Annotated in this window: 13 protein-coding genes; 7 read left to right on the top strand and 6 right to left on the bottom strand. The window is 65.8% G+C overall.

The genetic code is table 11. From position 1 onward, the window contains the following. The first annotated feature begins 21 nt into the window (after window positions 1-21). Window positions 22-1,146 carry a class C beta-lactamase gene (gene ampC / locus GTP44_RS01500; RefSeq protein WP_161018203.1) on the top strand — a complete coding sequence of 375 codons (1,125 nt, stop codon included), beginning with the start codon at window positions 22-24 and terminating at the stop codon, window positions 1,144-1,146. Here ampC and GTP44_RS01495 read toward each other — a convergent pair. The 6 genes from GTP44_RS01495 to GTP44_RS01470 all read right to left on the bottom strand — a co-directional run bounded on the left by GTP44_RS01495 (window position 1,143) and on the right by GTP44_RS01470 (window position 7,639). Further along, on the bottom strand, window positions 1,143-1,976 hold the full coding sequence (locus GTP44_RS01495) for an N-acetylmuramoyl-L-alanine amidase (protein WP_161018024.1): 834 nt from the start codon (window positions 1,974-1,976) through the stop codon (window positions 1,143-1,145). The genes ampC and GTP44_RS01495 overlap by 4 nt on opposite strands. Before the next feature lie 18 nt (window positions 1,977-1,994). Then, on the bottom strand, window positions 1,995-2,891 hold the full coding sequence (locus tag GTP44_RS01490) for an N-acetylglucosamine kinase (RefSeq protein ID WP_161018023.1): 897 nt from the start codon (window positions 2,889-2,891) through the stop codon (window positions 1,995-1,997). Between the two features lie 2 nt (window positions 2,892-2,893). After that, entirely contained in the window at window positions 2,894-4,567 is a 1,674-nt protein-coding gene (locus GTP44_RS01485; RefSeq protein WP_161018022.1) for a glycoside hydrolase family 10-like protein, read from the bottom strand. A 32-nt stretch (window positions 4,568-4,599) separates the two neighbouring features. Beyond that, window positions 4,600-5,862 carry an MFS transporter gene (locus GTP44_RS01480; protein ID WP_161018021.1) on the bottom strand — a complete coding sequence of 421 codons (1,263 nt, stop codon included), beginning with the start codon at window positions 5,860-5,862 and terminating at the stop codon, window positions 4,600-4,602. Between the two features lie 152 nt (window positions 5,863-6,014). Next, window positions 6,015-6,893, bottom strand: a complete 879-nt coding sequence (murQ, locus tag GTP44_RS01475; protein WP_161018020.1) for an N-acetylmuramic acid 6-phosphate etherase — start codon at window positions 6,891-6,893, stop codon at window positions 6,015-6,017. A 5-nt stretch (window positions 6,894-6,898) separates the two neighbouring features. Continuing rightward, window positions 6,899-7,639 (bottom strand): GntR family transcriptional regulator, encoded by a 741-nt coding sequence (locus GTP44_RS01470; RefSeq protein ID WP_161018019.1) that lies wholly within the window; start codon window positions 7,637-7,639, stop codon window positions 6,899-6,901. Window positions 7,640-7,807: 168 nt separating this feature from the next. Between GTP44_RS01470 and GTP44_RS01465 the strand changes: the two genes are divergently transcribed. From GTP44_RS01465 to bioD, 6 genes are read left to right on the top strand one after another with little or no spacing between them, the layout of a single operon-like run. Further along, window positions 7,808-8,245 (top strand): YchJ family protein, encoded by a 438-nt coding sequence (locus GTP44_RS01465; RefSeq protein WP_161018018.1) that lies wholly within the window; start codon window positions 7,808-7,810, stop codon window positions 8,243-8,245. 18 nt (window positions 8,246-8,263) lie between these two features. Further along, window positions 8,264-9,871, top strand: coding sequence for a carboxyl transferase domain-containing protein (locus tag GTP44_RS01460; RefSeq protein ID WP_161018017.1), 1,608 nt, complete (start codon window positions 8,264-8,266; stop codon window positions 9,869-9,871). An 11-nt stretch (window positions 9,872-9,882) separates the two neighbouring features. Further along, complete coding sequence (locus GTP44_RS01455) at window positions 9,883-10,668, top strand: enoyl-CoA hydratase/isomerase family protein (protein ID WP_161018016.1); 786 nt, start codon at window positions 9,883-9,885, stop codon at window positions 10,666-10,668. Between the two features lie 10 nt (window positions 10,669-10,678). Then, window positions 10,679-12,007, top strand: coding sequence for an adenosylmethionine--8-amino-7-oxononanoate transaminase (gene bioA, locus GTP44_RS01450; RefSeq protein WP_202423937.1), 1,329 nt, complete (start codon window positions 10,679-10,681; stop codon window positions 12,005-12,007). 2 nt (window positions 12,008-12,009) lie between these two features. After that, entirely contained in the window at window positions 12,010-13,209 is a 1,200-nt protein-coding gene (gene bioF, locus GTP44_RS01445; protein WP_161018015.1) for an 8-amino-7-oxononanoate synthase, read from the top strand. After that, a complete protein-coding gene (bioD, locus tag GTP44_RS01440; protein WP_161018014.1) occupies window positions 13,206-13,982 on the top strand; it encodes a dethiobiotin synthase in 777 nt (258 codons plus the stop codon). The genes bioF and bioD overlap by 4 nt, the downstream gene beginning before the upstream one ends. Window positions 13,983-13,990: the final 8 nt, after the last annotated feature.

Below are 13,990 nucleotides of genomic sequence, written 5' to 3'. Positions count from 1 at the left end.
ACCTTGTCTACTCTGAGCCGCATGGCATTGGCCATCGCTGCGTGCTGCTGCACGCCTGTCGCCGGCGCCGCCGACCTGCAATCCGTGGTCGATCAGGCCATCAAACCGATCATGAAAGAATACGATGTGCCGGGCATCGCGGTCGCCGTCACCGTCGATGGCAAGGCGTCCTACTTCAGCTACGGCGTGGCGTCGCGGCAGGAGCACACGCCGGTCACCGAGAACACGCTGTTCGAACTGGGCTCGGTCAGCAAGACCTTCACCGCCACCATGGCCGCGTATGCGCTGGTGCAGGGCAAGCTGTCGCTGGACGATCATCCGAGCCGCTACGTGCCCAAGCTGAAAGGCAGCGCGCTCGATCAGGCCACGGTGCTGAACTTCGGCACCTACACCGCCGGCGGCCTGCCGCAGCAATTCCCGGACGATGTGGCCAACAACGAACAGGGCATGCTCGATTACTTCGGTCACTTCAAGCCCAAGGCCGCGCCGGGCGAGGTGCGTGTGTATTCGAATCCGAGCCTGGGCATGTTTGGCCATCTGGCCAGCCTGGCGCTGAAGGCCGATCAAGCCGACGTGCTGGAACAGCAGATCCTGCCGAAACTGGGCATGAGCAGCACCTATGTGCGCGTGCCGGACAGCGCGGCCTCGCGTTACGCGTGGGGCTACAACGCCGCCAACCAGCCGGTGCGCATGGGCTCCGAACTGTTCTCGGTGCAGACCTATGGCGTGCGCTCCAGCAGCGCGGACCTGATCCGCTACGTGCAGGCGAATATCGATCCAAGCCATCTGGACGCCACGCTGCGCCGCGCGATCGAGGCCACGCATGTGGGCTACTACCAGATCGGCGGCATGGTGCAGGGACTGGGATGGGAACAGTATGCGTATCCGGTCTCGCTGGCGGCGCTGCAAGCCGGGAACTCCGCCAAAATGAGCCGCGACGCCAATCCGGCCAAGCTGCTGTCGCCACCGAAGCCAGCGTCGGACGCCACCTGGTACAACAAGACCGGCGCCACCCGCGGCTTCAATGCCTACGTGGCCTTTGTGCCGCAAAAGAAAATCGGCATCGTCATTCTGGCCAACCGCAACTATCCTGGCGAGGAACGCATCAAGGCCGCCCATACCATTCTGTCGTCGCTACAGGATTAATTCTCTTCAGGCGGCGCCGCCGGCGCGGACGGCAGCGCCGGCACCGGAGCGGTCAACACATCCAGCTGCGCCGCCGTTTCCGCGTCGGGCGTGCCGTCGAACAGCGCCGGGCGGTATTTGGTCTGGAACACCGAAATCACATTGCGCGTCGCCTGATCCAGCTCACCGGTTTGCGGCACGGCGTAGCCGATTTCCGCCAGCTTGTGCTGGAACCAGATCACCTCCGGCAGCTGTTCCTGATAGCCGGCCATGCGCGCCGCCACGCGGCTCGGCTCCGGCCACGGAATCAGGCCAGCATCCGCCAGCCGCTTCCACGGGAACGCCGGGCCGGGGTCCTGCTTGCGCTGCGGCGCGATATCGTTATGGCCGAGGATATTCCCCATCGGGATGTTGTGGCGCTTGACGATATCCTTCAACAGCAAAATCAGCTGATCGATCTGAGCCGGCTGGAACGGCGCGTAGACTCGTCCCTGCGGCGTCTCCTTGAAGCCGGGATTGACGATCTCGATGCCGATCGACGCGGCGTTGAGCTGGTTATAGATCTTCCAGTTGCTGTAGCCCGCGTGGTTCGACTGGCGCGACTCGTCCACCAGCGTGTAGAAGAACGGCGGGTTGGTGTCGGTCAGCAGATAGTGGGCGCTGACCGTCGAGCCATGCGCCAGCGTGTTGATGGAGCGCGGCAGATCGCTCACCGTGTAATGCAGGATCACATACTTGACGCGGTCACTCTGCGCGCGCGCGGTCAGCGAGTGATCGAAGCGAGGCTGGTCGGGCACCGTGGCGCAGCCGGCCAGCAATGCGGTCAAAGCGAGTAGCGGGACAATTTTCATAAGCGTATCAGCGTGGGTTCAATGATGAGAGTGTAGAGCAATCCGCGCCGCCGCGTGGTGCGCCAGCGTTTGCCGCTGCGTCAGCGCCAACGCGGCAGGCAGCGCCGTGCGCATGCTCTGCGCGATCAGCGGATGCAGCTGCGCCGCCCGTCCGCTCAGCACAACCGGACGCGCGCCATAGCGGCCGACCAGCGCCAGCGCAACCCGCGCCAGCTCGGCGCCGGCGCGTTCGAGGATATCCCGCGCGACCGGATCGGCGTCCGCGCTGGACGCGACGGCCAGCGCCAGCGTGCCGATCGCGCCGCGATCCTGGCCGTAGATGAACTGGCGCGACAGCGACCAATCGCTGCCGCCGATGTGCGCGAACACGGCGCGCGCCATGGCCGATTGCCGCCACACGCCCGGCTGCTCATCCTCCAGCCGCCAGATATGCCGCATCGCTTCACGCGCGATCCAGAAACCGCCGCCGCCGTCATCCAGCGTCACGCCGCGTCCACCGGCGCGGTGCAACGCGCCGTCCGCATCGATCCACGCGGCGATCGAGCCGGTGCCGGCATACACCAGGTAGCCTTCACCCGGCTGAAAGCTATCCAGATAGGCGATCTCCACATCGTTGCGCATGCTGATCGCGGCCGGCGCCATCTTCAGCGCCTCCGCCAGCAACTGCGTGGCCTGCGTGCCGGCGCCATCGAAGCCGGTAAGGCCCGCGCACGCGCGTACCGGCCGTCCAGCGGACAGCACCTGCGACGCCAGCATGGCGAACACGCCGCGCACCGCGTCGCGGCCAGCGGCACTGCTCATCTGCGTGGCCGACATGCCGCCCACGCTGCCCTCGGCCACAATGCCGGCGGCATCGGCCAGCGCCCAGCGGGTTTGCGTGCCGCCGGCATCGATGCCCAGACCGAGATCACGCATCGTCAGCCGCGCGCGTAGGCGTTGACGCGTTCACTCTCATTGCCAAGCCGGTCGACCGCGCTGACCACCACCACCTGCGCCGCGCCGCCCGCCGCGTCGTCGGCCAGCAGCAGCACCGGGCGCGAGGCCGGCGCCACGGCAAAGCGCCACTCATTGCCATAACGCGACCAGATCGCATAATGCGACGGCGCCTTGCCCGCGCCAGCGGAAAGCTTCAGCGCCACGCCATTGCCCTCGCGCCGTGCGGACGCCTGCGGCGCCGGCGGCGCGTCTGAACCCAGCCATGGCGTGGCCGGCGTCAGCGCGGCGGTCTGGTAGGCCTGCGATTTTAGCTGGTCGGTGATGCCCTTGCGGTTCTGCATCAGCGGCGCGATCGAGAAGTGCAGGTGGCCGCGCACGCCGCCGCGACTGCGCGTCACGCCGATCTGCTTGACGATTTCCTCCGGCCCGAACGCCTTGGCGCTGTTGTCGATGCGGCTGGTGTACAAACCGGGCCACACATGGCGCGCGCGCGTGTTCTGCGCCAGCCAGTAATCGAGCAGCACATCGAACGCCTGCGGCGCCTGCGCCACCGGCCAATACAGCTGCGGCGCCAGATAATCCAGCCAGCCGTTCTGCAGCCACAGTTCGGCGTCGGCATACAGCTTGTCGTACTGGCTGAAACCGATGATGCCGGCCGGCCGCCGATCCGGACGGCCGATGCCGAAGGGGCTGATGCCGAAGCGCACCCACGCCTTCTCCTTGCGGATGCCCTGGTACATCGCCTCGATCAGCGTGTTGACGTTCTGGCGGCGCCAGTGCGCGCGGTCCAGCGTGCCGCCCTCCAGCAGATAGCGCTGCCACGACGGCTGGTCCGGAAACTCCAGCTCCTGCCGCGCGCCGCCCACGCCGCCGTCCAGTGCCACACCTTCCGGCCCAGCCCCATTCGGCGTATCGATCGGATACGGATAGAAGTAGTCGTCAATATGCACGCCGTCGATGTCGTAGCGGCGCACCACATCCAGCACCACGTTCAGCGTGTGCTGCGAGGCGGCCGCTTCGCCCGGGTCCATCCACAGATAGCGGCCGTAGGACTTGATCAGCTCAGGCCGCGTGCGGCCGATATGGTTGGCGGCCAGCGGCGTCTTGGCGGTGGCGTGGCGCGCGCGATAGGGATTGAACCACGCGTGCAGCTCCAGGCCGCGCGCATGCGCCTGCTCGATCCAGAACCGCAGCGGGTCCCACGGCTGCGCCGGCGGCCGGCCCTGCTGGCCGGTCAGGAACTCCGACCAAGGCTCCAGCGCCGACGGATAAATCGCGTCGGCGCTCGGCCGCACCTGCAGCACGATGGCGTTCAGGTTCAGCGCCTTGGCGCGGTCGAGAATGGCGAGGGCCTCGGCCTGCTGCTTGGCCATGCTCAGATTGCTGCGGCTGGGCCAGTCGATATTGGCCACGGTCGACACCCAGGCGGCGCGGAATTCGCGCGGCGCCGGCGGCGGCGTGCGCGGCTCTGCGCTGGCCGTGGCCGGGCCACCCGGCATCGGCTGCGGCTGCGGCTGCGGCGACGGCAACGCCGTGCCCGCTGCCGGCACCGGCGCGGTCGGCGTACTGGAACATCCCTCAAGCAGCGCCGCCACGCCGGCCGCCACGCCAGCCGACAAGGTCAGCCGCTTCTTCGCATTGAAAACCAAAACCACTCTCCGAATCAGTAGAGCACGTATTGTAATGGCTATTTCCGTCCGAATTCAGCAGGAATCCGCACCTTCAGCGCCATATAAAACGCCGGCAGCGTCGAAATGCATGCCCAGATGAAAAAGTGCTGATAGCCAAGCCGTTGCTGTAGCCAACCGCTGATCATTCCCGGCAGCATCATGCCGAGGGCCATGAAGCCGGTGCAGATGGCGTAATGGGCGGTTTTATGCGCGCCATCGGCCACCATCACCATGTACAGCATGAAGGCGGCAAAGCCGAAACCGTAGCCGAACTGCTCCACCGCCAGGCAGAACGCGATCAGCGGCAGATGCGCCGGCAGCGCCGTTGCCAGGTAGACAAACACCAGATCCGGCACATGCATGATGACCACCATCGGCATCAGCGCGCGCTTGAGGCCGAAGCGCGACACCACCACGCCGCCGGCGATGCCGCCGATCACCAGCGCGCACACGCCGATGGTGCCGTAGACCAGGCCGAAATCCGAGGTGCTGAGGCCGAGTCCGCCGTTGGCACGCGGATCGAGCAGGAAGGGCGCCGCCATTTTCAGCAACTGCGCCTCGCCGAGGCGGTACAGCAGCAGAAAGGCCAGCGTGGTGACGATATCTTTCTTGCGGAAAAAACTGGCAAACGTCTGCACAAAGTCGCGCCACAGCGCGCCGCCGGCGGTGTGGGCGTGATCGTCCGGCGGGCGCGGCAGGACGAACTGATGCCAGACGCACAAGGCCAGAAAACCCGCCGCCATCAGCGCGAACACCACCGACCAGGCATGGGCGGGATCGCCGCTCGACTTGATCAGTTCGCCGGCAAGGTAGACCAGGCCGCCCTGGCCGCCGATCATCGCCAGCTTGTAGAACGCGCTGCGCACGCCGACGAACGCGGCCTGCTGACGCTGGATGGGCAAGCCCAGCATGTAGAAACCATCGGACGCGATATCGTGGGTGGCCGAGCTGAACGCCATCAGCCAGAAAAGGACCAGGGTCCAGCGGAAGAAATCCGGCGCGTGCAAAGTGAGCGCCACCGCCGCCAGGCCGGCGCCGCTGACCAGCTGCATCAGCACCGTCCAGCGGCGCTTGGTGCCGAACAACTCCACGATGGGCGACCACAGCGGCTTGACCACCCACGGCAAATACAGCCACGCGGTATAGAACGCCAGATCGGCGTTCGAGATGCCGAGGTTCTTGTACATCACGGTGGACAACATCATCACCGCCACATACGGCACGCCCTGGCTGAAAGACACACTCGGCACCCAGGCCCAGGGATTACGTTGCTGCACCATACATCCTTTCGTTACCAGCTGATAAGCTCACCGTAGTCACCATACGCACACCTTTCACGGAACGCAACCCGGTGTCAGGTCTGACATTCGCACACGGGCTCAACTGCTCCGCAGTTGAGCCCGTGTGCGAATGTCAGACCTGACACCGGGGTTTACTCCAAGGCGCTGCGGAGGTTGCCGGTGTGGCGGTCGAGCAGGGCTTGGGCTTGGCTGGCTGTGTGTTTTTTGAGCAGCATGAGAATCGCGATTTTGACTTGGTATTGGCACGCTTCGAGCGCGCTGCGGGCGCTCGAAGCGTCGGCGCCGGTGGCGTGCATGGTGAGGCGGATAGCGCGGTCGACCAGCTTGGCGTTGGTGGCCTGCAGGTCGACCATCAGGTTGCCGTACACTTTGTTGAGCCGCACCATCAGGGCGCTGGAGAGCGTGTTCAGCACGATTTTTTGCGCCGTGCCGGCCTTCAGCCGTGTGCTGCCGGAGATGACTTCCGCGCCGGTGTCCAGGCAGATGGCGATGTCGGCACCGGCCAGCAGCGGCGTGCCGCCATTGTTGGCGATGCCCAACGTCAGCGCGCCGACCGTCCGCGCCGCTTGCAGCGCGCCCAGCACGTAGGGCGTGGTGCCGGAGGCGGCCACCAGCACAATCACGTCGTTGTAACCGGGATAGAGCAGCCGCAGATCGGCGGCGCCTTGGTCGCGGTCATCCTCCGCGCCTTCGACCGCTTCGAACATCGCGCCCAGGCCGCCAGCCTGCAGCGCCAGCGCGCGTTCGCGCGGCCAGGAGAAGGTGGGACTGAGTTCCACACTGTCGAGAAGGCCCAGCCGCCCCGAGGTGCCGGCGCCGACGTAAATCAGCCGCCCGCCGGCGGCGATGCGCGGCGCCATCGCCAGCACCGCCGCGTTGATGCTGGCCGAGGCCCCCTTGACGGCCTGCGCCGCCTGCGCCTGATCGTCAATCAACGCGGCGACCAAGTCCTCCACCGGGTAGAGGTCCAGCTGGGGATGCTGCGTACTCGGCGTCTCGGTCTTGAGCATGATGGTCAGGTGGCGCGGCGCATCTCCGCGACAAAGTCGTAGTGGTCGCTATGGCAATACGAATGGGTCAGCTCCATCGCCTCGCCGCTGTCCAGGTAGGCAATCCGCGTGATGTACAGCAGCGCCTGGCCCTCCGGCACGCCCAGCCGCTGGGCCAGCTCGGCCGGCGCGTTCATCGCGCGGATGTGCTGCAGCGCCCGCGCCGGCGCCTTGTTGATGCTGTCCAGATACTGATACAGCGAGTTGCCGACCGCCTTCGGATCGTTCAGCACCGTCTGCGGCAAAACCGACACCTCATACGCCATCACCACCTCATCCGCCAGACGCAGCCGTTCCAGCCGCGCCACCTTGGAATACGGCGACAAGCCCAGGCTCAGCTGCTCGTCCGGCGTCGGCGCGACGATGGCGCGCTTGAGCCAGCGCGAACCGGGAATGTGGCCGCGCAGCTGCAACTGCTCCGAAAAACTGGTGAGGTTGGACAGCGGCTGCTCAATGCGCGGCGCAATATAGTTGCCCGAGCCGCGACGGCGCACCACCAGGCCCTGGTCCACCAGCTGATCGATGGCCTTGCGCGCGGTGACCCGCGACACGTTCAGCAACTCCGACAGCGTCCGCTCGGACGGCAGCGCCTGATCCACCTGATAGCGGCCATTGAGCACATCATCGCTCAATTTGCGCGCAATTTGCATGTACAACGGCGAACTGTCGTTGGCATCCACCTTGAATTCAACACTGGTCTGGCTCATTCAATTCTCCTCACGCCGCTAGTGTAATAGCGATGCGGTAACGATGTGCGCGCGGCGCGGTGCCAACCGACATTATTTGTACACCTAGCATAACGCCGAACGCGGCGGAACGCCCGTATTTGGCGGATAATGCGGGGTTTGCACCACCAGCCCCGGCTGTTTCCGACCATGTCCAAGAAGTCCACCGCGCCCGCCGGCTGCCCCTGCGGCGGCCCCGCGCTCGCCACCTGCTGCGGCCCCTATCTCGACGGCGCCGCCATCGCGCCCACCGCCGAGGCGCTGATGCGCTCGCGCTACACCGCCTACGGCCAGCGCAACGAGCCTTATCTGCTGGCCACCTGGCACCCCAGCACCCGTCCGACCGAGCCCATCATGAGCGACGAGGAAAAGCTGCAATGGCTGGGACTTGAGGTAAAATCTGCTTTACGTTTACGTCAACGTAAAGCAGGTGACGCCGACCTGACCGAGGACACGGTGGAGTTTGTCGCCCGGTTCAAGATCAATGGCCGGGCGCAGCGCCTGCACGAGATCAGCAAGTTTGTCCGCGAACCGGCAGAGGGAGGAGACCTGCGCTGGTTTTACGTTGACGGTCGTTTTCCAGAATAGACAGACAAAGGAAACACCATGCCGCATATCGAAAGCAAGCTCAACCCTCGTAGCGAGGATTTCAAGGCCAACGCGGCCGCCATGCAGGCCGTGGTCGACGATTTGCGCGACAAGATCGCGAAAATCGCCCAGGGCGGCGGCGAGACGGCGTCGGCCAGGCATGTGGCGCGTGGCAAACTGCTGCCGCGCGACCGCGTGCAGATGCTGCTCGACCCCGGCACGGCCTTCCTTGAACTGTCGCAGATGGCCGCCTACGGCATGTACGACGACGCGGCGCCGGCCGCCGGCATCATCACCGGCATCGGCCGCGTGGCCGGACAGGAATGCGTCATCGTCTGCAACGACGCCACCGTCAAGGGCGGCACCTACTATCCGATGACGGTGAAGAAGCACCTGCGCGCGCAGGAAATCGCCGATCAGAACAACCTGCCCTGCATTTATCTGGTCGATTCCGGCGGCGCCAACCTGCCGAATCAGGACGACGTGTTCCCGGACCGCGACCATTTCGGCCGCATCTTCTACAACCAGGCCAACCTGTCAGCCAAGGGCATCCCGCAGATCGCGGTGGTGATGGGTTCCTGCACCGCCGGCGGCGCCTACGTGCCGGCGATGAGCGACGAGTCGATCATCGTCAAGGAGCAGGGCACCATCTTCCTCGGCGGCCCGCCGCTGGTGAAGGCGGCCACCGGCGAGGTGGTGACGGCGGAGGACCTGGGCGGCGGCGATGTGCATACGCGCCTGTCCGGCGTGGCCGACCATCTGGCGCAGAACGATCTGCACGCGCTATCGCTGGCGCGCACCATCGTCTCGAATCTGAACCGCACCAAGCTGCGGCAGGGCGCGTTGCGCGAACCCGTGGAGCCGGCCTACGCCGCCTCGGAGCTGTATGGCGTGATTCCGGCCGATACCCGCAAGCCCTTTGACGTGCGCGAGGTGATCGCCCGCATCGTCGACAGCAGCGAATTCGATGAATTCAAGGCGCGCTACGGCACCACGCTGGTGTGCGGCTTCGCCCACATCTTCGGCATGAAGGTCGGCATCATCGCCAACAACGGCATCCTGTTCTCGGAATCGGCGCTGAAGGGCGCGCACTTCATCGAGCTGTGCGCGCAGCGCAAGATCCCGTTGGTGTTCCTGCAGAATATCACCGGCTTCATGGTCGGCCGCAAGTACGAGAACGAGGGCATCGCCCGCAACGGCGCCAAGATGGTCACCGCCGTGGCGACGGCCAAGGTGCCCAAGTTCACCGTCATCATCGGCGGCAGCTTCGGCGCCGGCAACTACGGCATGTGCGGCCGCGCGTTCTCGCCGCGCTTCATGTGGATGTGGCCCAACGCGCGCATCTCGGTCATGGGCGGCGACCAGGCGGCGTCGGTGCTGGCGACCGTCAAGCGCGATGGCATCGAGGGCAAGGGCGGTACCTGGTCCGCCGACGAGGAGGCGGCGTTCAAGCAGCCGATCAAGGAGCAGTACGAGCATCAGGGCCACCCGTACTACGCCACCGCGCGCCTGTGGGACGACGGCGTGATCGACCCGGCCGATACGCGCACGGTGCTCGGTCTCGGCCTGTCCGCCGCGCTGAATGCGGAAATCGAAGACACCAAATTCGGCGTCTTCCGCATGTAAGGAGCGATCAGATGACCTACACCACACTCACCATCACGCGCGACAGCCATACCGCCACCGTCACGCTGAACCGCCCGGACGTGCGCAACGCCTTCAACGAAACCACCATCGCCGAAATTCAGCGAGCCTTCAGTGAACTCGGCGACGATGCCGGCCTGCGCGCGATTGTGCTGGCGGCGAACGGCCCGGCCTTCTGCGCCGGCGCGGACCTGAACTGGATGAAAAAAATGGCGGGCTACACGCACGCCGAAAATCATGCCGACGCGCTGCAACTGGCGCAGATGCTGCGCACGATTTATCTGTGCCCGAAGCCAGTCGTGGCCAGGGTGCAGGGCGATTGCTACGCCGGCGGCATGGGCCTGGTGGCCGCGTGCGACATCGTCGTTGCGGTGGAGGAGGCCAACTTCTGCCTGAGTGAAGTGAAACTCGGCCTGATTCCGGCGACGATTTCGCCGTATGTGATCAAGGCCATGGGCGAGCAGGCGGCACGCCGCTACTGCCTGACCGCCGAGCGATTCGGCGCGCGGGAAGCGCTGCGGATCGGCTTCGCGCATGAAGTGGTCGGCGCCGAAGCGCTGGACGCCAAGGTGGCGGAGGTGGTCAAGGCACTGGTCAACAACAGCCCGCACGCCGTGCAGCAAGCCAAGATGCTGGTGCGCGACGTGAGCGGGCAAGCGGTGAGCGATGCGCTGCTGGCCGATACGGCCGAACGCATCGCGCAAATCCGCGCCTCAGACCAGGGGCGCGAAGGCGTGGCTTCCTTCCTTGAGAAGCGCAAGCCCGCCTGGTTGAATTAATGGAGCAGTTTTGGAATTGAATACACAAAGCGACTGGGTCGCACGCAGCCTGCGCAGCGTATGGCATCCCTGCACCCAGATGCAGCATCACGAAACCATCCCCTTGATCCCGGTCAGCCGGGGCAAGGGCGCTTGGCTGTACGACCATGAAGGCCGCCGCTACCTGGACGCGATCAGCTCCTGGTGGGTGAACCTGTTCGGCCATGCCAACCCGCGCATCAACGCCGCCCTGAAAGACCAGCTGGATACGCTGGAACACGCCATGCTCGCCGGCTTCACGCACGAACCGGTGATCGAGTTGTCCGAAAAGCTGTCGGCGCTCACCGGCCATGTGCTGGGCCACAGCTTCTACGCCAGCGACGGCGCATCGGCGGTTGAAATCGCGCTCAAGATGAGCTTCCACTCGTGGCGCAACAACGGCCACGCCGACAAGCAGGAATTCGTCTGCCTCAAAGGCAGCTACCACGGCGAGACCATCGGCGCGCTGGCCGTCACCGACGTCGCGCTGTTCAAGGACGCCTACGGCCCGCTGCTGCGCGCCTCGCAAACCGTGATGTCGCCGGACTGGCGCGCCGCAGCCGATGGCGAAACGCCGCAAGACGTGGCCCGCCGCGCCGCCGCCCACGTCGAACGCCTGTTCCTCGAACGCGGCGACAAGATCGCCGCCATCATCATCGAACCGCTGGTGCAATGCGCCACCGGCATGGCGATGCACGACCCGCTGTATCTGCAACTGGTGCGCGCGCTGTGCGACCAACACAAGGTCCACCTGATCCTCGACGAAATCGCCGTCGGCTGCGGCCGCACCGGCACCTTCTTCGCCTGCGAGCAGGCCGGCGTGTGGCCGGACTTCCTGTGCCTGTCGAAAGGCATCAGCGGCGGCTACCTGCCGCTGTCGCTGGTGATGACGCGCGACGCGATCTATCAGGCCTTCTACAGCAACGACGTCACGCGCGGCTTCCTGCACTCGCACTCGTACACCGGCAACCCGCTGGCCTGCCGCGCCGCGCTGGCGACGCTGCAAATCTTCGAGGAAGACGGCATCCTCAACGCCAACCGCGTCAAGGCCGCGCGCCTGACCAAGGCGCTGCAACCGCTGGCGCAACACGAACAAGTGCGTAACTTCCGCCAGCGCGGCATGATCTGGGCCTTCGACGCCATCGACGCGCCGCAAGACTTCTCGCGCCGCTTCTTCGCCACCGCGACCGAGCATGAACTGCTGATGCGCCCCATCGGCGCCACCGTCTACATGATGCCGCCGTATCTCCTCAGCGACGAGGAAATCGACGGCCTGGCCGCCAACACGCTGGCCGTGTTCAACCAAGTGATGGCGGGCTGACGATGGAACTGCTCAATCGACTCAACCAGCAACTGCGGGCGCTGGACGAACAACAGCTGATCCGCAAGCGCCGCACGGTGGAGTCGCCGTGCGGCCCGCGCGTCAGCGTCGATGGCCGCGAACTGCTGGCTTTTTGCAGCAACGACTACCTTGGCCTCGCCAACCACAGCCAGATCAAGCTCGCGCTGCGGGAAGGCGCGGCGCTCTACGGCGCCGGCAGCGGCGCCTCGCACCTGATCAGCGGCCATGGCCGCGCCCACGCGATGCTGGAGGAACGGCTGGCGCAATTCGTCGGCGCACATCTGGAAGCGCCGCGCGCGCTCAGCTTCTGCACCGGCTACATGGCCAACCTCGCCGTCATCACCGGGCTGACCGCCGGCGACAAGGAAGCCGAGATTTTTTCGGAAGCGCTGAACCACGCCTCGCTGATCGACGGCGCGCGCCTGTCGCGCGTCAAGGCCCACGTCTACCCGCACGCCGACCTGGCGGCGCTGGAGTCGCTGTTGAAAGCCAGCAGGGCGACCACCAAAATCGTTGTCACCGACAGCGTCTTCAGCATGGATGGCAACCTGGCACCGCTGCCGCGGCTGCTGGCACTGTGCGAACAGCACAACGCCTGGCTGGTGGTGGACGACGCCCACGGCTTCGGCACGCTGGGCGACAAGGGCCACGGCGCACTGGAACACTTCAACTTGCGTTCCCCTTATCTGGTCTACATGGGCACCCTGGGCAAGGCGGCCGGTGTGGGTGGCGCCTTCATCGCCGCGCACGAGACGGTGATCGAAACGCTGATCCAGAAAGCCCGTCCCTACATCTTCACCACCGCCACCCCGCCGGCGCTGGCGCATGCCCTGCTGACCAGCCTCGATCTGCTGGAAGGCGACGAAGGCGCCACAAGGCGCGCGCAATTGCAGGCATTGGTGGCACAATTGGACGACGGCCTGCGCCTGCGGCGCTGGCAACGTCTGCCGTCGAAGACGGCGATCCAGCCTATCCTGATCGGCGATAATGCTGAAACCATGCGCGCTGGCGCCGCCCTGTACGAACAGGGGCTGTGGGTAGGGGCAATCCGCCCGCCCACCGTGGCGCCGGGCACCGCGCGCCTGCGCGTCACGCTGTCGGCGGGGCACACCAGCGCGGAAGTGGCAACCTTGATCGCAGCGCTTAATACATTGGAAAGCATTGGAAAGGACTTGAGATGAGCTTGGACGATCCCGTGTTATCAGTCACTCCACAAACAGAACCCACGGTCGCGGCCAGCGGCATGCCGCCGCGCTTCAACTGCTTCGTCACCGGCACCGATACGGAAATCGGCAAGACGCTGATTTCCTCGGCCATGCTGCATGCGCTGGTGGCATGCGGCGTGCGCGCCTGCGGCATGAAGCCGGTGGCCGCCGGCACTGAACTGGGCGACGACGGCAAATGGCACAACGACGACTGCGACCGGCTGGCCGCCGCCGGCAACGTGCACCTGCTGCCGTCGATCACCACGCCGTTCCTGCTGAAGGAGCCGGCGGCGCCGCACATCGCCGCCGCGCTGGAAGGCGTGACCATTTCGCCGGTGCCGATCCTCGCGGCCTATGTCGAAATCAACGCCGCCTCGGACGCGGTGGTGGTGGAAGGCGTGGGTGGATTCCGCGTGCCGCTGAACGACGAATACGACACCGCCGACCTGGCCGAGCAACTGGCGCTGCCGGTGGTGCTGGTGGTCGGCCTGCGCCTCGGCTGCATCAGCCACGCGCTGCTGACGGTGGAAGCCATCCTGTCGCGCGGCCTGAAGCTGGTTGGCTGGGTGGCCAATGAAACCCAGGCCGACATGGCCTTCGCCGACGAAAACGTGCTGGCGCTGGAGCAGCGCATTCCGGCGCCATTCCTCGGCCGCGTGCCGCGCCTGGACCAGCCGAGCGCCGAAGCGGCCGCCGACTATATCGATTTTACGCAGCTGCCCAACTGGCCGCTGCAAAACGCCATTTGAACGAAGAA

This window comes from Duganella lactea (assembly GCF_009857505.1).
Taxonomy (GTDB): Bacteria; Pseudomonadota; Gammaproteobacteria; order Burkholderiales; family Burkholderiaceae_D; genus Rugamonas; species Rugamonas lactea.
The sequence above is the reverse complement of the archived record's forward strand: the minus strand, read 5'-3'. Positions and strand labels throughout refer to the sequence as shown.